The following is a 22,999-nucleotide window of genomic DNA, read 5'->3' on the forward strand; positions in this document are numbered from 1 at the left end:
GCCTCATCGGCGACGGACAGACAGCCTCACTCGGCGCTCATTCGCCAAACCCGAGCCGCACGCGCAGCCAGCGCCAGAGATAGCGCAAAGGCCAGCGCAGGATGCTCATCCCGGCCAGCAGCACGATCAGCCCGATCCAGGGCCCGTTTTCCCAGACCACATAGACCAGCAAGGGCAGGCCCGACCCGATCAAGAGATAGGCCCGCCGCCAGTGATTGTCGCGCGAGGGCAGCATCGCCAGCACATTGGCGGCAACGGCCCAGACACAGGCCAGGAAAAGAGAAAGGGTCATCGGCATCCCCTGCATGCGTCACGGGCAGGCCCCAAACTGCCCCGGATCAGCCCTGTCCCGCAAGGCCCGCGACAAGCGCCAGCAGCGACAGCGCCACACCGGCCACCGGCACCGCCATGGGCACGCGGAACGGGGCGTCAGGCACCCGCCGCTTGACCGCGATCAGCGCCGCGTTGATCAGCACAAAGACCGCCAGCAGCACCGCCGATGTCGTCCCGGCCAGCACGTCGACCGGCAGCAGCAGCGCCGCACCGATCACCGCCGCGCCGACCAGGGCGGTGGCGGGCAGCGGCGTGCCGAAGCGCGGATGCGCGTGGTGGAAGACCGCCAGCACGCCGCCGGCCTTGCCGAGCCCGAACAGCACCCGCGCCGCCATCACCACCTGCGCCAGCACACCGTTGAGCGCCGCAAAGACGGCAATCGCCGAAAACCCCGCCGCGCCGCCGCCCCGCGTCTCCTGCCAGACCAGCGCCAGCGGCCGTTCGGAAGCGGCCAGTTCCTCCAGCGGCACCGCCCGCACGGCAGCCCAGGAGACCAGCGCATAAAGCAGGGTCGTGACGACGAGAGAGGTCAGGATCGCGCGCGGCATCGTGCGGGTGGGCTCACGCACCTCCTCGGCCATGTTGACCATGTCCTCGAAACCAATGAAGGCGAAAAACGCCAGCACCGCCCCGGCACCGATGGCCGCAAAGCCGGGCGGCGGCGCGGTCACGTAATCCGGTGCTGGCGCGGCGCCCATCCCGGCCCAGACGATCAGCGCGAGCCCGGCAAGCTCGATCACGGTGAAGAGCGCGGCAAGGCTCAGGCTTTCCAAAACCCCCAGCCCGGCGACCAGCGTCAGCGCCAGACCGAGCCCCGCGACCCCGAGCCAGATCGGCAGATCGACGATACCGGTCAGATACCCGACCCCGCCGCGCAGCACCGCTGCGGCGGAGATCGTGCCGGCCACGACGATGGCGAGCCCGACGAGCACAGCCAGCCGCGGCATATCGAACCCCGCGCGGATATAGGCGGCCTCACCCGCCGCCTCCGGCACCCGCGCAGACCATTCGGCATAGGAAAGCGCGGTGGGCGCGGCCACGGCTCCTGCCGCCAGAAACGCCAGCGGCGCCCAAACGCCCGCCGCCCCTGCCACGGCGCCGACCAGCACGTAGATACCCGCGCCGACCATGACACCGACGCCATAGGCGGTCAGCAGCCCGAAGCCGATCCGGCGTTTGAGTTGCTCGCTCATCCTCCCTGCCCTCACCTACAGCGTGGCGCCAAAGATTTTTCGTACGAAAAATCTTCGGCCTCGCGTCAGTCGGCCAGGCGCTGCGGCAGGTTGTTGGCCCAGGCCGAGATCGTGCCCGCACCAAGGCAGACCACCATGTCGCCCGGCCGCGCCTGTTCGCGCACCAGCCGTTCCAGATCGTCCTCGCTGAGGATCGCGCGGGCATGCCGGTGACCGTGGCGGATCAGCCCGGCGACCAGATCGTCGCGCGTGGCGCCCTCGATGGGCTCCTCACCCGCCGCATAGACCTCGGCGATGGCCACCACATCGGCCTCGTTGAAACAGGCGCAGAAATCGTCGAACAGCGAATGCAGCCGCGAATAGCGGTGCGGCTGATGCACGGCGATGACCCGGCCTTCGGTGGCCTGACGCGCGGCTTTCAGCACGGCGGCGATTTCCACCGGGTGGTGGCCGTAATCGTCGATGATGGTCACGCCGTTGACCTCACCCACCCGGGTAAAGCGGCGGTTCACGCCGCCGAACGCCGCCAGCGCCGTGCGGATCTCGTCGCGCTTCATCCCCAGATGCCGCGCCACCGCGACGGCGGCCAGCGCGTTCGAGACGTTGTGATCGCCGGGCATCGGCAGGGTGCAATCCTCGATCTTGCTGTCCTCGCCCTGAAGCAGGATGTCGAAATGCGCGATGCCCTTCTCGTAGCGCAGGTTCACCGCGCGCACATCCGCCTGGGCGTTGAAGCCATAGGTCGTCACCCGCCGGTCGCTGACCCGGCCCACCAGCGCCTGCACCTCGGCGTGATCGGTGCAGCAGACCGCCAGCCCGTAGAAGGGAATATTCGAGACGAACTGATAGAACCCGTCGCGCAAGTTCTCGATGCTGCCCCAGTGCTCCATGTGCTCGGGGTCGATATTTGTGACGATGGCGATGGTCGCAGGCAGGCGGTTGAAGGTGCCGTCGCTCTCGTCGGCCTCGACCACCATCCACTCGCCAAGCCCGACGCGCGCGTTGGATCCGTAGGCATGGATGATGCCGCCATTGATCACCGTGGGATCGTAATTGCCCGCATCCAGCAGCGTCGCCACCATGGTCGTCGTGGTGGTCTTGCCATGGGTGCCGGCCACCGCGACGTTGGATTTCAGCCGCATCAGCTCGGCCAGCATCTCGGCCCGGCGCACCACCGGCAGACCGCGCCGGCGCGCCTCGTCGAGCTCGGGATTGCCCGGCTTGATCGCCGAGGAGATCACCACCACCTCGGCGGTCTCGAGGTTCTCGGCCGTCTGGCCCTCGAAGATATGCGCCCCCAGCGCCTCCAGCCGCTCGGTGATCTTGGAGCGTTTGAGATCCGAGCCTTGCACCACATAGCCGTGGTTGAGCAGCACTTCGGCGATACCCGACATGCCGATGCCGCCGATGCCGACGAAGTGAATGGGGCCCACATCGCCCGGAAGTTTCGTCGCGGCGCTCATCATGCCCCCCTCGGTGACCCGTTCGTGTTTCATCCCTGCCCGTCCTCTGCTGCTTATTGTTGTTGGTCTTCGTCCTGCCCGAACCCGGCGAGCTGCTCGACCAGCCAGGCCAGATGCTCTGCTGCCTCCGGCTTCGAAACCGCGAGCGCCGCGTGCGACATCTGCGACGCGCCCTCGGGGTTGCTCAGCACCGCCATGATCGCCTCGGACATGTTCTCGACGCTGAGCTTGCTTTCGGGGATGCGGATCGCGGCTCCGGCATCGACCAGCCCTTGTGCGTTGACCGACTGGTGATCGCCCGCCGCCGCCGCATAGGGCACGAGGATCGCGGGCCGCCCGATCACAGAGATATCGGCGACCGACGAGGCGCCCGAGCGCGAGATCACCAGCTGCGCCTCGGACATGCGGGCGGGGATATCGGTGAAGAAGGGCTGCACATCGGCGTCGATGGCGTGCTGGTAATAATATTGCGTGACGCGCTCGCCATCCTCGTCGCGGGCCTGATGACTGACGCGAAGATTGCGCAGGATCTCGATAGGCAGGCGCTCGATGGCCGGCGGCACGATGTCCGACAGAATGCGCGCGCCCTGGCTGCCGCCGATCACCAGCAGCGACATAGGGTAATCGCCCGGCACGATATAGCCCGCGCCTGCCCGCTCATGCACCGCCATGCGCACCGGATTGCCGGTATGCACGCCCTCCACCCCCTCGGGCAGCTCCGTGGGCCAGGTGCCGCAGGCCACAACGTCGACTTTCTTGGCAAAGATCTCGTTGACCCGCCCCAGCACGCCGTTCTGCTCGTGGATCATCCGCGGCAGTTTCAGCAGCCAGGCCGCCGTCAGCGCCGGGATCGACGGGTAGCCGCCAAAGCCCACCACCGCGTCGGGCCGGTCCTTGCGGAAGCGCATGAGGGTCGACAGCACACCGCCGGCGAGGCGGAACGGCACGGCAAGCCTGGCCAGCACGCCGCCGCGCGCGAAGGTCGCGGCGCTGACCTGCTCGATCTCGGTGGAATGGGGAAAGCCGCCGGTATAGCGGGCGCCGCGCGCATCGGTGGAGAGTTTAACCCGCCAGCCGCGCCGCAGCATCAGCTCCGCCAGCGCCTGGGCGGGAAACATATGCCCGCCGGTGCCGCCTGCGGCAATGACCAGAAGGGGACGCCGGAACCGCTCTGCCATCTCAGCTTTCATCCTTCCCTGCCGCGGGCATTCCGGAGCTCATCGCCCGCGCACCCGCATCGCACCGCATGTTCTGGTGGTGCGCCAGGCGCCCACCGCAAAATCCGGGCACCCTTATCGCAGCGCAGCGGCCGGGTGAAGCCCCGCAGGCCGGCGGCCCGCTCAGCGCGGTCGCCCGCGCAGGATTTCGCCGATCTCGCCCTGCGGGCGGGTCCGGGTGAAGGCCAGAAGCATGCCGACGGCGATGCCGCCGGCGATCAGCGACGAGCCGCCATAGCTCACGAAGGGCAGCGTCATGCCCTTGGCCGGCAGCAGCCGCACCGCGACGCCCATATTGATCATCGCCTGCACGCCGAACATCGCCGCGAGCCCGGTGCCCGCCAGCCGGATGAAGGGATCGCGCTCGCGCATCAGCCGCAGCACCGAGCGCACCACCACCACGGTGTAAAGCGCGATGATCAGCAGCACGAGGATGAGCCCGTATTCCTCGGCGGCCACCGCGATGATGAAATCCGTATGCGCATCCGGGAGCGACCATTTCACCGTGCCCTCGCCGACGCCGACGCCGAAGAAGCCGCCCTCCTGAATGGCGTTGGTGGCATAGCCGAGCTGGGTGGTGGGATCGACCTCGGGAGTGAGAAAGCCGTCGATGCGGCGGGCGAAGTGTTCGGAGCTGTTATAGGCCACCATGCCGCCCATCACCACGAGTCCGGCGAGCGCCACCAGCAGCAGCATCGGCGCGCCGGCGATGAACCACATCACCCCCCAGCCGAAGAGCACAAGGCTCGCCTGACCGAAATCCGGCTGCATCGCGAGCGCCAGCACGATGGTGACGGTCAGCCCGAAGGACCAGAGCTTGCCCGGCGGGCCGCCGATCTCCTGGCTGGCGGCCATCATCCAGGCGGCGACGATGACGAAGAGCGGCTTGAGGAATTCCGAGGGCTGCACCGAGGCAAAGCCCAGCGAATACCAGCGCACCGCGCCCTTGCCGAAATCGGTGCCGAGGAAGGGCAGGCCGAGCAGCGAGATAAAGGCCACGAGAAAGCCGATCACCGCGAGGCGCCGCACCAGCAGCGGCGTCAGCATCGACGTCAGCATCATCGCGGTCAGCGCCAGCCCGCCGAACACCGCCTGCCGCTGTACGTAGTGGAAATGCGCAAAGCCGTTGCGTTCGGCCAGCGGCGGCGAGGCGGCGAGCCCCAGCAGGATGCCGATGCCGAAGAGCAGGAAGATGCAGGACAGCGCCCAGCGATCGACCGTGCGCCACCATTTGGGCAGAACAGGCTCGCCCTCCTGCACGGAGACCGTGCCGTAAACCATTTCCGTCATGGGACCACCGCTCGTATTGGCCGCTCAACGGCCGGATTGCCTCTGCTCGCCCGGGTTGGCCCGGATCATGCAACGAAGGGTAGCAAAGCGGGAGGGTTTTGGGAAGACTTGGTTGCGGCTTGCCCCCTGCCCCGGCGCCGCGCGGGCGGATGGGGCGGCGGTGAGTATTTGCGGAAAGATGAAAGCCCGGGGGCTTGTGCGGGGCGGCGTTCCGTGGTCCTGAGCCGGCATGCAGATCGAAACGCTGATCCTCGGGGCCGGAGCCGCCGGCATGATGTGCGCCGCAGAGGCCGGGCCGGGCACGCTGGTGGTGGATCATGCGCGCAACCCGGGCGAAAAGATCCGCATCTCCGGCGGCGGGCGCTGCAACTTCACCAATCTCGGCGTCGAGCCGGGCTGTTTCCTGTCGGAGAACCCGCATTTCTGCAAATCGGCACTGGCGCGCTACACGCAGTGGGATTTCCTCGATCTGATCGGACGCCATGGCATCGCCTGGCACGAAAAGACGCTGGGCCAGCTCTTTTGCGACGGCAAGGCGACGCAGATCATCGCCATGCTGCTGCGCGAGATGGAGGCGGCGGGGGCGGAGCTCGCGCTCTCGACCGAGCTTGCCGAGCTCAGCCATGACGGCACCCGCTTCGTGGCGCGGCTGATGCGCGAGGGTACGGAACAGGTGGTCTCGGCACGCAATCTGGTGCTGGCGACCGGCGGCAAGTCGATCCCCAAGATGGGCGCCACCGGGCTTGCCTATGACATCGCGACACGCTTCGGGCTGGAAATCGTCGCGCCCCGCCCCGGGCTGGTGCCCTTCACCTTTCCCGACGGCCGCTTCTCGGCGCTCTCGGGCCTGTCGCTGCCGGTGCGCGCGCAGACCGCGCGCGGCGCCTTCGAGGAGGCGATGCTCTTTACCCATCGCGGGCTTTCGGGGCCGGCGATCCTGCAAATCTCCAGCTACTGGCGCGAGGGCGAGGCGATTACGGTGGACCTGCTGCCGGGCAGCGATCCCGCCGCCGCGCTGCGCGCCGCGCGCGGTGAGGCCGGGCGGCGGGCGCTGAGCACCGCGCTGGGGCAGCTTCTGCCGCCGAAGCTGGTGGCCTATCTCGGCGAGACGCTGGATCTGAGCGGCAATCTCGCCGATCTCTCCGACCGGCGTATCGCCGCGCTGGCGCAGGCGCTCAGCGGCTGGGAGCTGCGCCCGCAGGGCACCGAGGGCTGGCGCACCGCCGAGGTGACGCTGGGCGGCATCGCCACCAACGGGCTGTCGTCGAAGACGATGGAGGCCAAATCCGTCCCCGGGCTCTATGTCATCGGCGAGGCGGTGGACGTGACCGGCTGGCTCGGCGGTTACAACTTCCAGTGGGCGTGGTCTTCGGGCACCGCCTGCGGGCGCGCCATCGCCGAGACGCATCGGCGCTCTTGAATTCGTCACACTCCCGTTACATCTTTGTCGCTCAGATGTCACGGAGCGCGCCCGCATGGCCTTTGCCGATCATCCCACCCTGCACCCCGCCAACTGGCTGCGGGATATCGAGGCACAGGTGCCGCGCAAGGCCGTGCGCGACCTCTGGAACCGCTTCCGTTACGGCGCCGACGCACCGCGTTCGGACGAGCGCATCTATCTGCCGCCCTGCGAGATCCGCGATTCCTACGATGCCAGCGCCGGGCGCAAGCCGCTGCGCCGCCAGCACAGCGGCATGATCGTCGCCGGCGACTGGGACCGCTGCCGCACGCCCTTTGCCGAGAACATCAAGTTCCAGAGCTGCCGCATGCATTACGAGGACGGCGTGGCCTGGGAAGACACACCGCTTTTCGCGCGCATGCTGCGGCATCTCGCCGAAGGGCGCCGACCGGATGGCTGCGTCACGCATGAGGATGTGGTGAACCGCTACGAGACGCTGGACCGGATCTATGAAGAGACGCAGCGGCGCGGGCGGCTGCTCACCCAGTCGGAGCTGCCGGAATATTTCCGCCGCGAGCATGGCGGCATCCTGGTGCATATCGACCGCAACGGTCAGCCGCTGCGCGCCAGCGGCGGCATGCACAGGCTGGCCATCGCGCAGATCCTGAAGCTGCCCGAAGTGCCGGCGCAGCTCGGCGTGGTGCATCCGGAGGCGATCTACAAGGCACTGCTGGCGCCGTTGCGGCAGTCGCGGCTGGGCTGAGACACAGGTCTTCCCGTTACGTCGCGAGCGTATCGCAAGGCATGGTGGGCAAGATTGCCCACCCTACGAGATCACGCCCCACCCCGGAACATCGCGCCCCGGACCCGATCCGGGGCCTCCCCCTCCGGCCCGGAGCAAACCGTTGGGACGCACCGCGAGCCCTGCCGGGAGAGCCTTATCGCCTGCCATCCCGCAGCGTAGGGTGGGCAATCCTGCCCACCTCTCCCCGACGACACCTCTGAGGCGATGGCCCTACCCCGCCAACCTCGCCCGTACCTTCTCGGCGAAATCCTCGCCGCGCTTTTCGAAATTGTCGTATTGATCGAAACTGGCGGCGGCGGGCGCCAGCAGCACCACCTCACCCTCCTGCGCCTCGGCCACCGCTCGGGTGACGGCGGTGTCCATCTCGGTGCAGATCTCCGCCTCGATCCCCGGCAGCCCCAGCGCAAATCCCGCCGCCTCGCGCCCGATCACATAGGCCTTGACCACATTCTCCAGCCCCGGCGCCAGCGCGTCGAGCCCGCCCTCCTTCATCAGCCCGCCGCAGACCCAGCGGATGCGCGGAAAGGCCTGCAGGGCCTTCAGCGCCGCGTCCACATTGGTGGCCTTGCTGTCGTTCACATAGGTCACGCCGCCGGCCTCGGCGACGATCTGGCTGCGATGCGGCAGCCCCTCGAAGCTGTGAAACGCCGCCTCGATCACGCGCGGCGCCAGCCCCAGCGCGCGGGTTGCCGCATAGGCGGCGCAGGCGTTCTGATGATTGTGCGCACCGGGCAGGCCGCGCACCGACCGCAGGTCGATGGAGGCCACCTGCCGCCCCTTGCGCCATTCGGTGAGAAACCCCTTGCGCGCGAACACGTCCCAGCCCGGCCCCGAGAGCTTGCTGCCCGACGACACCCGGATCACCCGGTCGTCCGCCGGCGCCTCGGAGAGCTGGTTGGCCAGATAGCGCCCCTCGTTCTCGTCCACGCCGATCACGCAGCGATCCGGCCCGCCCTCGGCAAAGAGCCGGCGCTTGGCGGCGAAATAGCCGCCGATGCCGCCGTGGCGGTCGAGATGATCGGGCGAGAGATTGGTGAAGACCGCCACATCGGGCGTCAGCGCGCGGGCCAGATCGGTCTGGTAGCTCGACAGCTCCAGCACCACCACGCCGCCCTCGCCCGGCGGGTCGATATCCAGCACACCGCGACCGATATTGCCCGCAAGCTGGCTGTCGCGCCCGGCGCTTTGCAGGATGTGATGGATCAGCGCCGAGGTGGTCGACTTGCCGTTGCTGCCGGTCACCGCCACCACCTTGGGCGGCTGATCGAACATCGCCCAGTCGCCGCTGCCGAAAGAGCGGAAAAAGAGCCCGATATCGTTGTCCACCGGCACCCCCGCCGCCCAGGCGGCGGCGATCACCGGGTTGGGCGCGGGGTAGAGATGCGGAATGCCCGGCGAGACCACCAGCCAGTCGACCCCGTCGAAGCCGCCGGCACGCGCCAGATCGCGGACCCCGAACCCCTCGGCGTCCGCGCTCGCCCGCGCCTCCGGGTTGTCGTCCCAGCAGAGCGGCACCGCCCCGCCCTCGCGCAGCGCCCGCGCCGCCGAGAGCCCGGAGCGCCCCAGCCCCAGAACCGCCACCGACCGTCCCTCGAACCCGGATACCGCAATCATGCCCGCCCCTCGCATCGCCGCAACAGCACCAGCGCTAGCGCAAAGCGCCCGCCTTGACCAGAGCACCCCCTGCGCTTCTTCTCTTTGAAAATACGCCGCGCGACGCGCCCGCCCCGCGCGGCGCCGGGCAAAAGCACCGCCCCCGCGAAGAGCCCGGAAACGGGCGATGAGCGGTCCCGCTCAGCGCACTTTCAGTGTCGCCAGCCCGATCAGCGCCAGGATCAGCGAGATGATCCAGAAGCGGATGACGATCTGCGGCTCCGCCCAGCCCTTCTTTTCGTAGTGATGATGGATCGGCGCCATCAGGAACACCCGCTTGCCGGTGCGCTTGAAATAGAACACCTGGATGATCACCGAGAGCGCCTCGACCACGAAGAGCCCGCCGACAATGGCCAGCACGATCTCGTGCTTGGTGGCCACCGCAATCGCCCCCAGCGCACCGCCCAGGGCCAGCGAGCCGGTATCGCCCATGAACACCGCCGCCGGCGGCGCGTTGTACCACAGAAAGCCCAGGCCGCCGCCGATCAGCGCGGCGGCAAAGATCAGGATCTCGCCGGTGCCGGGCACGTAATGCACGTCGAGATAATCGGTGAAATCGGTCCGCCCCACCGCATAGGCGATGATGCCCAGCGTGCCCCCGGCGATCATCACCGGCATGATCGCCAGCCCGTCCAGCCCGTCGGTCAGGTTCACCGCATTGGCGGCGCCGACGATGACGATCATCGAGAACGGCACGAAGAAGATCCCGAGATTGAGCAGAGCGTCCTTGAACACCGGAAAGGCCAGCTGCCCGGTAAGCTCCGCGGGGTGGAACCAGGCCGCCCAGGCGCCGGCGATCCCTGCAATGAGAAAGCCCAGCAAAAGCCGCACCTTGCCCGACACGCCCTTGGTGTTCTGCTTGGAGACCTTGGCGTAATCGTCGGCAAAGCCGATGGCGGCATAACCCATGGTGACAAAGAGCACCATCCACACAAACGGATTGTCGAGCCTTGCCCAGAGCAGCGTCGCGGTCAGCAGCGCGCCGACGATCAAGAGCCCGCCCATGGTCGGCGTGCCGGCCTTGACGAAATGCCCCTCCGGCCCGTCATTGCGGATCGGCTGCCCCTTGCCCTGGCGCTTGCGCAGCACGTCGATCAGCGGCCGCCCGAAGAGGAAGCCAAAGATCAGCGCGGTCAGGAACGCCCCGCCGGCGCGGAAGGTGATATAGCGGAAGAGGTTGAAAAGGTCGCCCCCGTCGCTGAGTTCGGTCAGCCAGTAAAGCATCGTCCGGTCCTTCTCACCCGTTTCCGCCCGCGGGCACTTGTCCCATTTTCCGGATTGCGTCAACCACGCGCGCCAGCGCCATCGACAGCGAGCCCTTGACCAGAACCACATCGCCGGCGTCGAGATCATGACGCACGCGCTCGGCCATGGCGGCGCTGTCCTCGGTCCAGTGGCCGCGCTTCTCATCCGGCAGCGCCTGCCAGAGATCGCGCATCAGCGGACCGACGCAATGCACCGTGTCGATACAGCCCATCGCCGGCAGCGCGGCCACGGCGCGGTGCAGATCGTGCTCGCCCTGGCCCAGCTCCTTCATATCGCCGAGATAGGCAATGCGGCGGCCATGGGCGACCCGGCCCAGCCCGTCCTTGGGATGGGCGCCGGCCAGCACCTCCAGCGCCGCGCCCAGCGAGGCGGGGTTGGCGTTATAGGCGTCGTCGATCAGTTCCAGCGTCAGATGGGTTTCCACCGGGTCGAGCAGGATCACCTCGCGCAGGCCCCGGCCCGCACCCGCCTGCCATTGCCCCAGCGCGGTGATCGCCAGCGCCCGGTCGAGCCCCAGCGCATGCGCCACCGCCAGCACGCCCAGCCCGTTCACCGCGAAATGCCGCCCCGGCACCGCCACCTTGAAGAGGATCGGCGTGCGCCAGGCCCGGCCCTGCGCCACGGTCGTGGCATCGCCCACGGTCACCTCGGTGATGCGGTGGTGATTGCCCGCCGCCTCGCCAAAGGTGATGACCTGCGCCGAGCGCGCCTCCGCCATCTCCACCAGGATCGGCGAGACCTCGAGATCGCCGTTCACCACCGCAGTGCCGCCCGGCTCCAGCCCCTCGAAGATCGCGCCCTTCTCGCGCGCGATGCCCGCCAGGCTCTCGAAGGCGGCCAGATGCGCCGGCGCCACGATGGTCACCATCGCCACATGCGGCCGCGCCATGCGGCTCAGCGGCGCGATCTCGCCGGGATGGTTCATGCCGATCTCGATCACCGCGAAATCCACGTCGCGCGGCATCCGCGCCAGCGTCAGCGGCACACCCCAGTGGTTGTTATAGCTCTTCTCGGCGGCATGCACGGTGCCCTGCGCGCCCAGCACGCAGCGCAGCATCTCCTTGGTCGAGGTCTTGCCGACCGAACCCGTCACCGCCACGACCTGCGCCCGCGTGCGCGCCCGCGCCGCGATGCCCAGCCGCTCCAGCCCCGCCTGCACGTCGTCGACCAGCAGCAGCCGGTCCTCGTCCACGCCCTCGGGAATGCGGCTCACCAGCGCGGCGGCAGCGCCCTTCTCCAGCGCCTGCGCCACGAACTCGTGCCCGTCGCGCGCCGCCTTCAGCGCGACGAACAGATCGCCCGGCGCCAGCGTGCGGGTGTCGATCGAGACCCCTGTCGCCTCCCAATGCGCCGAGACGCGTCCGCCGCAGGCCTCTGCCGCCTCCTTCGCCGTCCAGAGCGTCACAGGCCCCTCCCGTCCAGCGCCGCCACGGCGACGCTCGCCTGTTCCACATCGTCGAACGGGTAAACCGTATCGCCGACGATCTGCCCGGTCTCGTGACCCTTGCCGCAGACCAGCAGCGCGTCGCCCGGCCCCAGCAGATCGACGCCGCGCAGGATCGCCTCAGCGCGGTCGCCCACCTCGGTGGCGCCCGGCGCGCCCTCCAGCACCTGCGCGCGGATCGACGCCGGATCCTCGGAGCGCGGGTTGTCGTCGGTCACGATGACCATATCCGCGTGTTCCGTCGCGGCCTTGCCCATCAGCGGGCGCTTGCGCGCGTCGCGGTCGCCACCGGCGCCGACAATCGCGATGAGCCGGCCCATGACATGCGGGCGCAGCGCCTGGATGGCGGTCGCCACCGCGTCGGGCGTATGGGCGAAATCCACATAGACCGCCGCGCCATTGTTGCGCGTCGCCGCAAGCTGCATGCGCCCGCGCACCGTTTCGAGCCTCGGCAGCGCGCGAAAGACGTCCTCGGCCTCGGCGCCGCAGGCGATGACCAGCCCCGCCGCCAGCAGCGCGTTCCAGCCCTGAAACCCGCCGATCAGCGGCAGCCGCAGCTGCTCCACCACGCCGTGCCAGCTCAGCCGCAGCTCCTGCCCCGTCGCGTCGAAGCGCTGGCCCAAGAGGCGCAGATCGGCGCCCTCGGCCTCGCCAACGCTCAGCACCTCCTGCCCGCGCGCCTTGGCGATGGCCAGCATGTCGATGCCGCGCGCGTCGTCGATATTGATCACCGCCATGCCCTCCTCGGGCAGCACGCGGGCGAAGAGCCCGGCCTTGGCGGCGAAATATTCCTCGAAATCCGCGTGGTAATCGAGGTGATCCTGGCTGAAATTCGTGAACCCCGCCGCCTTGAGCTGCACCCCGTCGAGCCGCCGCTGGTCGAGCCCGTGGCTCGACGCCTCCATCGCCGCGTGATCGACACCGGCCTCCGCCGCCTCGGCCAGCGCCTTGTGCAGGGTGATGGGCTCGGGCGTGGTGTGGCGCAGCGGCGCCTGCCAGTCGCCCTCGACCCCGGTGGTGCCCAGATTGACCGCGCGATAGCCCAGCTCCTGCCAGAGCCGGCGCACGAAGGTAGCGACGGAGGTCTTGCCGTTGGTGCCGGTCACCGCCACCATCGTGGCGGGCTGCGCGCCGAAGAACAGCGCGCAGGCATAGGCCAGCGCCTGGCGCGGATCGGCGGCGATCACCAGCGCCGCCTCGCTCTCGCCCAGCGCGTCGCGGGCGATCTCGGCGCCCTCGGCATCGGTCAGCACGGCAACGGCGCCCTGCGCCAGCGCGGTCTCGACAAAGCGCGCGCCATGCACCTTGGTGCCCGGCATCGCCGCAAAGAGATGCCCCGGCATCACCGCCCGGCTGTCCACGGAAATGCCGCTCACCTTCGCCTCGCGCCCGCCCCGCGCGGTCAGGCCCAGATCCGAGAGGCTCTTCTCCCCGCTCATGGCAGCCCTTTCATCTTTCCCAAAATACTCAAACCCGGCGGCGCCGACGCGCCCTCAGTTCCGGATGAGTGTCACATTGGTCATGTCGCTCATATCGTATTCCGGACGCAAGCCCAGAAGCGGCGCGATCCGGCCGATCATCTCGGCGGCCACCGGCACGGCGGTCCAGCCGGCGGTGCGGCGGGGCTTGGAGCCGGAGGTCTCGACCGGCTCGTCGAGCGTGACGACCAGCACGTATTTCGGATCATGCGCCGGGAACATCGAGGCAAAGGTGGCGATCACCTTGTCCTTGTAATAGCCGCCGCCATGCTCCTTGGGCTTGTCCGCCGTGCCGGTCTTGCCGCCGACGTGATAGCCCGGCACCTCGCCAAAGCTCGCCGTGCCCTCGCTCACCACCTTGCGCAGCATCTGCCGCGCCGAGGCCGATACCTGTTCCGAGAGCACACGCGGCCCGATTTTCGGACCGTGCTGCTTCAGCAGCGTCGGGCTGACCAGATGGCCGCCATTGGCAATGGTGGAATAGGCCGCCGCCAGATGCAGTGGCGAGGAGCTGAGCCCGTGCCCGTAGGAGATCGTCACCGACGACAGGTCGGTCCAGCGCGAGGGCAGCAGCGGCTTGCCGCCCGCCGCCTCGACGATCTCGAGCCCGGTCGGCTCGAAAAAGCCCAGCGATTTCAGAAACTCCTGCTGCCGCTCGATGCCGATGGCCAGCGCGATCTTGCCGGTGCCGCGGTTGGAGCTCTTCACGATGACCTGCTCGACGCTGATCTCGCCGTAATTGTGCCCGTCGAACTCGCCGATGCGGTGGCCGCCGACCTTGAAGGGCGGGCGGGTGTCGATCACCGTGTCGGGGCGCACCAGCCCCAGCTCCATCGCCTGGGCCGCGGCAAAGATCTTGAAGGTCGAGCCCAGCTCATAAACCCCCTGCACCGCGCGGTTGAACAGCGGGCTGTCGGAGGGGCTGCCCTCGGTCGGCGGGCGGGGCCGGTCGTTGGGGTCGAAATCGGGCAGCGAGGCGATGGCGATCACCTCGCCGGTATGCACATCCATCAGCACCGAGGCCGCGCCCTTGGCGTTCATCAGCCGCATGCCCGAATCCAGCACCCGCTCGGTGGCGGCCTGAATGGTCAGGTCGATGGAAAGCTCCAGCGGCGCCCCCTCGCGGGCCGGATCGCGCAGCTTGGCGTCGAAATATTTCTCGATCCCGGCGGTGCCGATCACCTCGGCGGAATGCACGCCTTCGCGCCCGAAACTGGCGCCGCCAAGGATATGCGAGGCCAGCGCGCCATTGGGGTAAAGCCGCATCTCGCGCGGACCGAAGAGCAGCCCGGGCTCGCCGATATCGTGCACCGCCTGCATCTGCTCGGGGCTGATTTTCTTCTTCACCCAGAGAAACTTGCGCTTATCGTCGGTGAAATCCTTGACCATCCGCTCTTCGTCGAGATCCGGGAAGATCGCCTTCAGCTCCTTTGCCGCGCGCAGCGGTTCGATCATCTGCTGCGGATGCGCGTAGAGCGAATGCGTCTCCATATTGGTGGCGAGGATACGGCCATGACGGTCGGTGATGTCGGCGCGGCTGGCGATGATCGAGGCGCCGGTGGCCTGGGCGCGCGGCTCGCTGGGTTCGGAACCGGCCAGCACGCCCATGCGCACGCCGATGGTGCCGAAGGCAATGAAGAACAGCACGCCCAGCACCAGCAGGCGGCCCTCGGCGCGCACCCTTGCGCGGTCGCGCATCTGCTCGTGGCGGATGCGGATGTTCTCGCGTTCGATGGCGTCGGGGTTCTCGCCCTTGCGGCGGGCGTCGAGGATGCGGGCCAGAGGGCGGAGCGGGGTGCGCGTGGTCATTGCCCGGCCCCCGCGCTGGTCACGTCGACGGGCTCGGTGACCACCAGCGGATGTATCACCGGATAGGCGACCTGATCGACGCGGCCATATTGATCGGCCCGCATCGGCAGCAGTTCGAGCCGGGGAAAGTTGATCTCGGCCAGATCGCGCAGCCGGTCGGGGCGGTTGAGATAGGCCCATTCCGCCTTGAGGATCGCCAGCCGCGCCCGCGCATCGGCGATGTCGCGGTGCAGATCCTCAACATGGTCGAGCGCCGCCTGGGTGTCGTAGTTTTCGCGATAGGCCCAGAAGGCGAGGCCGATCAGCCCCAGAAAGGTGGTCACATAGAGCATCGTTCGCATCAGCGCTTCCCCTTCAGTTGCGGCATGTTCAAAGTCGCCGACCCGATCTCGCCCGGCACCGCCTCGGTACGGCGCCCGATGCGCAGCCGCGCCGAGCGGGCGCGCGGGTTGGCCTGCAACTCCACCTCATCCGGCCCCACCGCCTTGCGCGTCACCAGCTCGAAGCGCGGCTCTTCGGTCTCGGTCACCGGCGCGTGGCGGCTCACCGAGCCGAGCCGACCGGAGCGCGCCTGGAAGAAGCGCTTGACCATGCGGTCCTCGACCGAATGAAAGGTCACGACGCAGAGCCAGCCGCCGGGCTTCAACGCCCGCTCGGCGGCCATCAACCCGCGCCAGAGCGCGCCGTATTCGTCGTTCACCGCGATGCGCAGCGCCTGAAAACTGCGCGTCGCCGGATGCGACTGGCCGGGTTTCGGGCGCGGCAGGCAGGCCTCGACGATCGAGGACAGCCGTGCGGTGGTATCGATCGGCTCCTCGGCGCGCGCCTTGACGATGGCCCGCGCGATGCGGCGCGAGGCGCGTTCCTCGCCATAGGTATAAAGCACATCCGCCAGCGTGGTTTCGTCCAGCCGCTTGACCAGATCGGCGGCGCTTTCGCCCGCCTGCTCCATGCGCATGTCGAGCGGCCCGTCCTTCTGGAAGGAAAAGCCCCGCTCTGCCCGGTCGAGCTGCATCGAAGAGACGCCGAGATCCAGCACCACGCCGTCGACGTCGCTGGCATAGCGATCCATGTCGGCGAAATTGCCCTCGACCAGCTCCAGCCGGTCACCGTATTCGCCGATCCATCCCGCCGCCATCTCATGCGCCAGCGGATCGCGGTCGATGCCGATCACCCTGCCCGCGCCCGCCTCCAGCAACCCGCGCGCATAGCCGCCGGCGCCAAAGGTGCCGTCGATCCAGGTGCCGCCGACCGGTGCCACCGCCTCCAGCAAGGGACGCAGGAGGACCGGGACGTGCGGCGCGCCGTCATTCTGCTCCGCCGCAGGGGCCATCTAGATCTCCTCGTCCTCGTCGTCATCTTCGTCGAGCAGCGTCAGCGGATCGTCGTCGAACTCGTCGAGCTCTTCCTCGGTCTCGGCCAGATCGGCCTCATAGGCCTCGGGCTCCCAGATCTGGAACGTGTCGACATTGGATGCGAACTGCGCCTCGCCCGAGAGACCGATCTTTTCGCGCAGCTTCGCGGGCAGCACGATGCGGCCGGTCTCGTCGACGCTGGTGGTGATTGACTGGGTGGAGAACAGCCGTTCGAGAATGCGGCGCTTTTTCGAGCCGCGCTTCATGCGGCTGATGCGATCCTCGACCGCCTCGATCTCGTCGATGGTGTAGCATTCCAGGTATTTGCGGCGCTGGTCGCCGTAGACGATCACGAAGTTGGGGTTCAGCCCCTCGACCCAGTCCGGGTCACCGGCTTCAAGCACACGGCGAAAAGAGGCCGGGATGGACACCCTGCCCTTGCTGTCGACCTTGTGCCGACTTTCGCCTCTGAACCTTAGCCTGCGGCTCACTGTCCCTACTCTCGCCCCCTGAAACGAAATACGGCGGGTTGATCTGCTGCCACTGATCAACCCGCCGCCTTGACCCGCTTTGCGGGCTAGTCCGACTGCGCGCGCCACCTGGGGGGATGTCTGCTCGCTCGCGCGCCGGATCTCTTTGTTCACGATGAAGGGCGGGTGCCTGTATGAACCTGCTCTTTTATTGTTTTGGGATGTTTTGCCGGGGTCTTTGTTGTGCCCCTTGTCCGTCCCTCATCGTGGTAAAAGGTATGTCATGGGATTTCATGGGAGGCAATGGTTTTTTTCGGGTAAAACCCCCTGCATCTTGTCCACAACCCCTGTGGAAAACAACATCTTGGGGGAATTTTCACCTCAGATCACGGATATGTGGTGAGCGGGAACCAGCCCATCGCTAGATATAGTAACGGCGCTGTGAGGAAAAAATCGCCCATGATTTCCCAAAAAATTACTTCAGGGACGATGTATGGAGCACAGGCCGCGCAAAAACCACCCCATCCCATGCCGTCCCATCCCCTGAATCAAGGCGAATCCGACGAGTCGCCCAGGGCATTCGCGACTCGCGGCGTGTCGGCGGCCCGGTCCGGCCCATGATTTCCCATATCCGGATCCCATCCCGTCCCATGCCCCATCTCATCCCATGCCGGCCCGCGACGCGACGCGCGCCAGCGGCTGGAGATGCAGACCGCGCGCCTCTCTCGGGGCGGACCCCGGGTGCGGAAACGCCCCTCCCGGCGCGGCAGAGCGACCCAAACGCCTGTCATATGAGCTTTACCAAACCGCGATACCTCTGGTGCGACCACTGCATCTTGCGAGGCTTGCCAGGCGTGAAACGCGAGATATAGTGTTTTCAAGCTGGGGCGGGTCGTCCCGCTCTGGTGCTTCTAGACGGGCAGACAGGGCAGGGAACGAGTCATTCCATGGACGGCGACTTCAGAACGCATTTCGTAAGAGAACCATCAGCGCTCAAACAACACCCGGCGCTGGTGCTGAACGCGGATTATCGACCGCTTTCCTACTATCCGCTATCGCTCTGGCCCTGGCAGGAGGCGGTGAAGGCGGCCTTCCTCGACAGGGTCGACATCATCGCCGAATATGACGAGGAGGTCCGAAGCCCCTCGATGACGCTGAAGATACCCAGCGTGGTGGTGCTGAAAGATTACGTCAAACCGAGAAAGCGCGTGGCCTTCACGCGCTTTAATCTTTTTCTGAGGGATGAATTCCGCTGCCAGTATTGCGGATCCAAGGGCGAGCTGACCTTCGATCATGTCGTGCCCCGCGCCTCGGGCGGCATCACCAGCTGGGAAAACGTGGTCGCCGCCTGTGCGCCCTGCAACCTGCGGAAGGGCTCGAAATCGCTGCGCAAGGCGAACATGTCGCTGCGCAAGATCCCGCGCCAGCCCGGCGCGTCGGAGCTGATGAATGTCGGGCGCAAGTTCCCGCCCAACCACCTGCACGACAGTTGGCTCGATTTCCTCTACTGGGATGCCGAGCTGGAGGCCTGAGCCCGGCCCGGGGCTTGCCTCGCCGCCCTGCCCGGCCTAAGCCGCTGCCGGGCGCCTCGGCGCGCCGGGAAAGGGTGTCATGCTGCTCTATCGCCTGCTGGTTTCGGTCTTTGCGCTGGGTGTGCTCGCCCGGCTGGCGCTGCGGCGCGACCGTGACGCGCTGCGCCAGCGGCTGGCGCGCGGTCCCGCCGAGCCCGGCCCGCATCTGTGGCTGCACGCCGCCTCGAATGGCGAACTGGCCTCGGCAAGGCCGCTGATCGCCGCGCTGCAAGCCGCCCGCCCCGACCTCAAGCTGTTGATCACCTGCAACTCCGCCACCGGCGTCGCGCTGGCGCAAGGCTGGGGGCTCGCCGCCCGGCTGGCACCGCTCGATCTGGCGCGGGTGGCGCGGCGCATGCACCGGCGCTGGGACGTGCGCGGCCATATCGCGATGGAATCCGAGCTCTGGCCGCACCGGGTGCTCACCTGCCCCGGCCCGGTCTTTGTCATGGGCGGGCGGCTGACCGAAAGCACCGCGCGGGTCTGGCGCCTCTTCGGCGGGCTGCAATCGCGGCTGCTGCGCCGCATCGCCTGGCTCTCGCCGCAGGACGCGGGCTCGCGGACGCGCTACTGCGCCGTCGGGCTGCCCGAGGCCGCCACCGGCCCGGTGGTCGACCTGAAGGCGCTCTACACGCCCGAGACGCGGCGCGACCCGGCGCTGACGGCGGCCTTCGCGCGCGGCAAGACCTGGCTCGCCGCCTCGACCCATGAGGGCGAGGAGGAAATCGTGCTCGCCGCCCATGCCCTGGCGCGCGAGGCCGAGCCAGACCTGCGGCTGATCCTCGCTCCGCGCCATCCCCGCCGCGCCGAAGCGGTGCTGCGCCTGATCGCCGATGCCGGGCTGAGCGTTGCCCGCCGCAGCGCCGGCGACGCCCCCGAGGGCGCCGATGTCTATCTCGCCGACACCATGGGCGAGATGGGGCTGCTCTACCCGCTGGCCGGGCGCATCCTCATCGGCGGGACGCTGAGCGATGTCGGCGGCCACACCCCCTACGAGCCCGCCGCCTATGGCGCCGCCCTGCTGCACGGCCCGGATTTCGCCAAACACCGCCCCGGCTTCGACCGGCTGCACGCGCAAGGCGCCGCGACGCAGGTGCGCAACACCGAAGAGCTGGCCCGGGCGCTCAACGCGCTTGCCGCCGAGACCGCCCAGCAGACCCACGGCGCGGCGGCGCAGGCGGCGCTGCGCCCGCAGGCCGATGCGCAGACGCTGGCCGCCGGCATCACGCAACGGCTGGACACCTGAGCGCCGCTCGCCGGACGATCCGTTCCGCTTGAACTTTCCCGCCAAAGGCTTAGGTCATAAGGGACACTTACGGGTGAACGACCATGATCCAGTATTCCCTCAAATGCGCGCAGGATCACCACTTCGACAGCTGGTTCCAGTCCGCGAGCGCTTTCGACAAGCTGCATGCCGCCGGCATGGTGACCTGCGCCGTCTGCGGCTCCTCCGAGGTCGAGAAGGAGCTGATGGCGCCCCGCGTGAATGCCGGCGCCGAGAAACCCGCCGACACCGCGCCGCTCTCCGCCCCCGCCTCGCCCGCCGAACAGGCGCTGCGCGAGCTGCGCACAGAGATCGAGAAGACCTCCGATTATGTCGGGCGCGATTTCGCCCGCGAGGCCCGCGCCATGCATGAGGGCGACCAGCCCAAACGCGCGATCTGGGGCGAGGCCCGAGGCGACGAGGCGCGCAAACTGGTCGAAGACGGCATTCCCGTCGCGCCCCTGCCCTTCCGTCCCTCCAGAAAGAGCAACTGATGCGCATCCTGATCACCGGCGCCAATCGCGGCATCGGCGCCGCGCTCGACAGCGCGCTCAGCGCCCGCGGCCACACCGTCATCGGCACCGCCCGCGGCCACCCGGAATACCAGGAGCTCGACGTCACCAGCCCCGCCTCCGTCGCGGCGCTGGCCGAGCGGCTCGAAGGCCAGCCGCTGGATGCGCTGATCTGCAATGCCGGCGTCTATCTCGACAAGGGGCACAACCTCGCCGATGGTTTCCCGGCGCAGATGTGGGCCGATGAATTCGCGGTGAACGTCACCGGCGTGTTCCTCACCGTGCAGGCGCTGCTGCCGCATCTCCAGCAGGCCGAGGCGCCCCGGATCATGATCATCTCCTCGGATATGGGCTCGGACGCCCGCGCCCCCGGCGGCAGTTATATCTACCGTGCATCCAAGGCCGCCGCGCTCAATCTCGGGCGCAACCTCTCGGTCGATCTCAAACATCTCGGCATCTCGGTTGGCATCTATCACCCGGGCTGGGTACAGACCGACATGGGCGGCAGCGGCGCCGCGATCACGCCCGACGTCTCGGCAAACGGTCTCGCCGACCGGCTGGACGCACTGGGGCCCGGCAATACCGGCTGCTTTGAGGCCTATGATGGCGAACCGCTGGCCTTCTGAGCCCGAAGAGTTCCCCGCCGCCTTCGCCCGTGCCTGGGCGACGCGCGAGGGCACCGAGATCGCCGCGCTTTTCACCGAGGACGCGGATTTCGTCAATGTCACCGGGCTTTGGTGGACGGGACGCGACCGCATCGCCGCCCCGCATGACTACGCGCTGAAAAGCTTCTTCGCCGAGACCGAACTGCGCCCGGGCCGCATCGCCGTGCGGCGTCTGGGCGAGGACATCGCCGTGCTGCGCTGCCGCTTCACCCTGACCGGCCAGCGCCTGCCCGGGGGCGGCACCGCCGGGCCACGCCAGACCATCCTGCTCTTCGTGCTGCAAGATGGCCCCGAGGGCTGGCGCGCGGTGACCGCGCAGAACACCGATGTGGTGCCCGGCATGGAAACCCATGTGAATGACGGCACGCTTCGCGCCGCCGATTACCGCCCCCGCTGAGCCCGCTCTTTCATCTTTCTGCAAATACTCGAAAAACAGACCGTGCCGCCGGGCGCTGCCGCCCGCCGCCTCTTGCGCGAACCGCCCCCCCGGCGTAAACCGCGGCTGATTCAACGACCACCCCGGGGAAGCCTCATGCCCGTTCTCGTGATGAAATTCGGCGGCACCTCCGTCGCGACGCTCGACCGGATCCGGCGGGCGGCGAAACGCGTGGGCGTCGAGGTGGCCAAGGGCTATGACGTCATCGTCATCGTCAGCGCCATGTCGGGCGAGACCAACAAGCTCGTCGGCTATGTCGAGGAAACCTCACCGCTCTTCGACGCGCGCGAATACGACGCCGTGGTCAGCTCGGGCGAGAATGTCACCGCCGGGCTGATGGCGCTGACGCTTCAGGAGATGGACGTGCCGGCGCGCAGCTGGCAGGGCTGGCAGGTGCCGCTGATGACCACCTCCGCCCACAGCGCCGCGCGCATCGTCGACATCCCGACCGACAACATCACCCGCAAGTTCGGCGAGGGCATGAAGGTCGCCGTGGTCGCCGGCTTCCAGGGGATCTCGCCCGAGGGCCGGATCACCACGCTCGGCCGGGGCGGCTCGGACACCACCGCCGTGGCCTTTGCCGCCGCCTTTGACGCCGAGCGCTGCGATATCTACACCGATGTGGACGGGGTCTATACCACCGACCCGCGCATCTGCGAAAACGCCCGCAAGCTCGACAAGATCGCCTTTGAAGAGATGCTGGAACTTGCCAGCCTCGGCGCCAAGGTGCTGCAAACCCGCTCGGTCGAGCTGGCGATGCGCTACAAGGTCAAGCTGCGGGTGCTGTCGAGTTTTGAGGAACAGTCGGACGAGGCCGGGACGCTGGTCTGCGACGAGGAGGAAATCATGGAACTGAACGTTGTTTCCGGGGTCGCCCATTCGCGCGACGAGGCCAAGATGACTCTGTTCTCGGTCGCCGACCGCCCCGGCATCGCCGCCGCCATCTTCAGCCCGCTCTCCGAAGCGGGGATCAACGTGGACATGATCGTTCAGAACATCTCCGAGGATGGCCGCACCGACATGACCTTCTCCTGCCCCACCAATCAGGTGAAACGGGCCGAGGAAGCGCTGAAGAAGGCGCAGGACTCGGGCGAGATCAATTTCCACAACCTGCTGGCCGACACCAATGTCGCCAAGATCTCGGTTGTGGGAATCGGAATGCGCTCTCACACCGGCGTTGCGGCGAAAATGTTCGAGGTTCTCTCGCAAGAGGGTATCAACATTAAGGTCATCACAACCTCCGAGATAAAAATTTCCGTTCTCGTCGACCGGAAATACATGGAACTCGCGGTTCAGGCGCTGCATGATGCGTTCGAACTGGAGAAGGCGGCCTGAGGTGACCCGGGCCGGCTTTTCGCTGGGACGGGGACAGGTCT

21 protein-coding genes are annotated in these 22,999 nt (G+C 67.9%); 8 read left to right on the forward strand and 13 right to left on the reverse strand.

Features of this window, described 5'->3' with window-relative positions:
* Positions 1-37 precede the first annotated feature (37 nt).
* The 5 genes from Ga0080574_RS06060 to Ga0080574_RS06080 all read right to left on the reverse strand — a co-directional run bounded on the left by Ga0080574_RS06060 (position 38) and on the right by Ga0080574_RS06080 (position 5,496).
* Positions 38-292 carry a DUF2484 family protein gene (locus tag Ga0080574_RS06060; protein WP_076696091.1) on the reverse strand — a complete coding sequence of 85 codons (255 nt, stop codon included), beginning with the start codon at positions 290-292 and terminating at the stop codon, positions 38-40.
* A gap of 46 nt (positions 293-338) precedes the next feature.
* Complete coding sequence (locus Ga0080574_RS06065; protein ID WP_076696093.1) at positions 339-1,526, reverse strand: APC family permease; 1,188 nt, start codon at positions 1,524-1,526, stop codon at positions 339-341.
* A 65-nt stretch (positions 1,527-1,591) separates the two neighbouring features.
* The gene (gene murC, locus Ga0080574_RS06070; protein ID WP_076705719.1) at positions 1,592-2,989 is read right to left on the reverse strand and encodes a UDP-N-acetylmuramate--L-alanine ligase; all 1,398 of its coding nucleotides are present in this window, start codon (positions 2,987-2,989) and stop codon (positions 1,592-1,594) included.
* Positions 2,990-3,042: 53 nt separating this feature from the next.
* A complete protein-coding gene (locus Ga0080574_RS06075) occupies positions 3,043-4,167 on the reverse strand; it encodes a UDP-N-acetylglucosamine--N-acetylmuramyl-(pentapeptide) pyrophosphoryl-undecaprenol N-acetylglucosamine transferase (RefSeq protein WP_076696095.1) in 1,125 nt (374 codons plus the stop codon).
* A gap of 162 nt (positions 4,168-4,329) precedes the next feature.
* Complete coding sequence (locus Ga0080574_RS06080; RefSeq protein WP_076696097.1) at positions 4,330-5,496, reverse strand: peptidoglycan glycosyltransferase FtsW; 1,167 nt, start codon at positions 5,494-5,496, stop codon at positions 4,330-4,332.
* 229 nt (positions 5,497-5,725) lie between these two features.
* Between Ga0080574_RS06080 and Ga0080574_RS06085 the strand changes: the two genes are divergently transcribed.
* Together Ga0080574_RS06085 and Ga0080574_RS06090 are read left to right on the forward strand one after the other, a co-directional pair.
* Positions 5,726-6,916: a BaiN/RdsA family NAD(P)/FAD-dependent oxidoreductase gene (locus Ga0080574_RS06085; protein ID WP_076696099.1), complete on the forward strand. Its 1,191-nt coding sequence runs from the start codon at positions 5,726-5,728 to the stop codon at positions 6,914-6,916.
* Between the two features lie 55 nt (positions 6,917-6,971).
* On the forward strand, positions 6,972-7,658 hold the full coding sequence (locus Ga0080574_RS06090) for a hypothetical protein (protein ID WP_076696101.1): 687 nt from the start codon (positions 6,972-6,974) through the stop codon (positions 7,656-7,658).
* Between the two features lie 252 nt (positions 7,659-7,910).
* Here Ga0080574_RS06090 and murD read toward each other — a convergent pair whose 3' ends face one another.
* The 8 genes from murD to mraZ form a co-directional block, all read right to left on the reverse strand.
* Complete coding sequence (gene murD, locus Ga0080574_RS06095) at positions 7,911-9,314, reverse strand: UDP-N-acetylmuramoyl-L-alanine--D-glutamate ligase (RefSeq protein ID WP_076696103.1); 1,404 nt, start codon at positions 9,312-9,314, stop codon at positions 7,911-7,913.
* A 180-nt stretch (positions 9,315-9,494) separates the two neighbouring features.
* Positions 9,495-10,577: a phospho-N-acetylmuramoyl-pentapeptide-transferase gene (gene mraY, locus Ga0080574_RS06100; RefSeq protein WP_076696105.1), complete on the reverse strand. Its 1,083-nt coding sequence runs from the start codon at positions 10,575-10,577 to the stop codon at positions 9,495-9,497.
* A 13-nt stretch (positions 10,578-10,590) separates the two neighbouring features.
* A complete protein-coding gene (locus tag Ga0080574_RS06105; RefSeq protein WP_076696107.1) occupies positions 10,591-12,024 on the reverse strand; it encodes a UDP-N-acetylmuramoyl-tripeptide--D-alanyl-D-alanine ligase in 1,434 nt (477 codons plus the stop codon).
* On the reverse strand, positions 12,021-13,502 hold the full coding sequence (locus Ga0080574_RS06110; protein ID WP_076696108.1) for a UDP-N-acetylmuramoyl-L-alanyl-D-glutamate--2,6-diaminopimelate ligase: 1,482 nt from the start codon (positions 13,500-13,502) through the stop codon (positions 12,021-12,023). The genes Ga0080574_RS06105 and Ga0080574_RS06110 overlap by 4 nt, the downstream gene beginning before the upstream one ends.
* A gap of 54 nt (positions 13,503-13,556) precedes the next feature.
* A complete protein-coding gene (locus Ga0080574_RS06115) occupies positions 13,557-15,350 on the reverse strand; it encodes a peptidoglycan D,D-transpeptidase FtsI family protein (RefSeq protein WP_076696110.1) in 1,794 nt (597 codons plus the stop codon).
* The gene (ftsL, locus tag Ga0080574_RS06120; protein WP_076696112.1) at positions 15,347-15,691 is read right to left on the reverse strand and encodes a cell division protein FtsL; all 345 of its coding nucleotides are present in this window, start codon (positions 15,689-15,691) and stop codon (positions 15,347-15,349) included. The genes Ga0080574_RS06115 and ftsL overlap by 4 nt, the downstream gene beginning before the upstream one ends.
* Complete coding sequence (gene rsmH / locus Ga0080574_RS06125) at positions 15,691-16,683, reverse strand: 16S rRNA (cytosine(1402)-N(4))-methyltransferase RsmH (protein WP_076696114.1); 993 nt, start codon at positions 16,681-16,683, stop codon at positions 15,691-15,693. Before rsmH ends, ftsL begins: the two co-directional genes overlap by 1 nt.
* Positions 16,684-17,196, reverse strand: a complete 513-nt coding sequence (mraZ, locus tag Ga0080574_RS06130) for a division/cell wall cluster transcriptional repressor MraZ (RefSeq protein WP_076696117.1) — start codon at positions 17,194-17,196, stop codon at positions 16,684-16,686.
* Positions 17,197-18,122: 926 nt separating this feature from the next.
* On the opposite strand from mraZ, the gene Ga0080574_RS06135 reads away from it, so the two are divergent.
* From Ga0080574_RS06135 to Ga0080574_RS06160, 6 genes are all read left to right on the forward strand, one after another.
* Positions 18,123-18,707, forward strand: a complete 585-nt coding sequence (locus Ga0080574_RS06135) for an HNH endonuclease (RefSeq protein WP_076696120.1) — start codon at positions 18,123-18,125, stop codon at positions 18,705-18,707.
* Positions 18,708-18,786: 79 nt separating this feature from the next.
* Positions 18,787-19,992, forward strand: coding sequence for a 3-deoxy-D-manno-octulosonic acid transferase (locus Ga0080574_RS06140; RefSeq protein WP_076696122.1), 1,206 nt, complete (start codon positions 18,787-18,789; stop codon positions 19,990-19,992).
* Positions 19,993-20,075: 83 nt separating this feature from the next.
* Positions 20,076-20,504 (forward strand): DUF1178 family protein, encoded by a 429-nt coding sequence (locus Ga0080574_RS06145; RefSeq protein WP_076696124.1) that lies wholly within the window; start codon positions 20,076-20,078, stop codon positions 20,502-20,504.
* Positions 20,504-21,148: an SDR family oxidoreductase gene (locus Ga0080574_RS06150; RefSeq protein ID WP_076696126.1), complete on the forward strand. Its 645-nt coding sequence runs from the start codon at positions 20,504-20,506 to the stop codon at positions 21,146-21,148. Before Ga0080574_RS06145 ends, Ga0080574_RS06150 begins: the two co-directional genes overlap by 1 nt.
* Positions 21,126-21,584: an SgcJ/EcaC family oxidoreductase gene (locus Ga0080574_RS06155; protein ID WP_076696129.1), complete on the forward strand. Its 459-nt coding sequence runs from the start codon at positions 21,126-21,128 to the stop codon at positions 21,582-21,584. Before Ga0080574_RS06150 ends, Ga0080574_RS06155 begins: the two co-directional genes overlap by 23 nt.
* Before the next feature lie 135 nt (positions 21,585-21,719).
* A complete protein-coding gene (locus tag Ga0080574_RS06160; protein ID WP_076696131.1) occupies positions 21,720-22,958 on the forward strand; it encodes an aspartate kinase in 1,239 nt (412 codons plus the stop codon).
* Positions 22,959-22,999: the final 41 nt, after the last annotated feature.

This window comes from Salipiger abyssi, assembly GCF_001975705.1.
GTDB lineage: Bacteria > Pseudomonadota > Alphaproteobacteria > Rhodobacterales > Rhodobacteraceae > Salipiger > Salipiger abyssi.

Excerpts from the sequence above, each read along its gene's own strand:
- Ga0080574_RS06060 (WP_076696091.1), bottom strand. The coding sequence starts at position 292 with ATGACCCTTTCTCTTTTCCTGGCCTGTGTCTGGGCCGTTGCCGCCAAT.
- Ga0080574_RS06065 (WP_076696093.1), bottom strand. The coding sequence starts at position 1,526 with ATGAGCGAGCAACTCAAACGCCGGATCGGCTTCGGGCTGCTGACCGCC.
- murC (WP_076705719.1), bottom strand. The coding sequence starts at position 2,989 with ATGAGCGCCGCGACGAAACTTCCGGGCGATGTGGGCCCCATTCACTTC.
- Ga0080574_RS06075 (WP_076696095.1), bottom strand. The coding sequence starts at position 4,167 with ATGGCAGAGCGGTTCCGGCGTCCCCTTCTGGTCATTGCCGCAGGCGGC.
- Ga0080574_RS06080 (WP_076696097.1), bottom strand. The coding sequence starts at position 5,496 with ATGACGGAAATGGTTTACGGCACGGTCTCCGTGCAGGAGGGCGAGCCT.
- Ga0080574_RS06085 (WP_076696099.1), top strand. The coding sequence starts at position 5,726 with ATGCAGATCGAAACGCTGATCCTCGGGGCCGGAGCCGCCGGCATGATG.
- Ga0080574_RS06090 (WP_076696101.1), top strand. The coding sequence starts at position 6,972 with ATGGCCTTTGCCGATCATCCCACCCTGCACCCCGCCAACTGGCTGCGG.
- murD (WP_076696103.1), bottom strand. The coding sequence starts at position 9,314 with ATGATTGCGGTATCCGGGTTCGAGGGACGGTCGGTGGCGGTTCTGGGG.
- mraY (WP_076696105.1), bottom strand. The coding sequence starts at position 10,577 with ATGCTTTACTGGCTGACCGAACTCAGCGACGGGGGCGACCTTTTCAAC.
- Ga0080574_RS06110 (WP_076696108.1), bottom strand. The coding sequence starts at position 13,502 with ATGAGCGGGGAGAAGAGCCTCTCGGATCTGGGCCTGACCGCGCGGGGC.
- Ga0080574_RS06115 (WP_076696110.1), bottom strand. The coding sequence starts at position 15,350 with ATGACCACGCGCACCCCGCTCCGCCCTCTGGCCCGCATCCTCGACGCC.
- ftsL (WP_076696112.1), bottom strand. The coding sequence starts at position 15,691 with ATGCGAACGATGCTCTATGTGACCACCTTTCTGGGGCTGATCGGCCTC.
- rsmH (WP_076696114.1), bottom strand. The coding sequence starts at position 16,683 with ATGGCCCCTGCGGCGGAGCAGAATGACGGCGCGCCGCACGTCCCGGTC.
- Ga0080574_RS06135 (WP_076696120.1), top strand. The coding sequence starts at position 18,123 with ATGGACGGCGACTTCAGAACGCATTTCGTAAGAGAACCATCAGCGCTC.
- Ga0080574_RS06140 (WP_076696122.1), top strand. The coding sequence starts at position 18,787 with ATGCTGCTCTATCGCCTGCTGGTTTCGGTCTTTGCGCTGGGTGTGCTC.
- Ga0080574_RS06145 (WP_076696124.1), top strand. The coding sequence starts at position 20,076 with ATGATCCAGTATTCCCTCAAATGCGCGCAGGATCACCACTTCGACAGC.
- Ga0080574_RS06150 (WP_076696126.1), top strand. The coding sequence starts at position 20,504 with ATGCGCATCCTGATCACCGGCGCCAATCGCGGCATCGGCGCCGCGCTC.
- Ga0080574_RS06155 (WP_076696129.1), top strand. The coding sequence starts at position 21,126 with ATGGCGAACCGCTGGCCTTCTGAGCCCGAAGAGTTCCCCGCCGCCTTC.
- Ga0080574_RS06160 (WP_076696131.1), top strand. The coding sequence starts at position 21,720 with ATGCCCGTTCTCGTGATGAAATTCGGCGGCACCTCCGTCGCGACGCTC.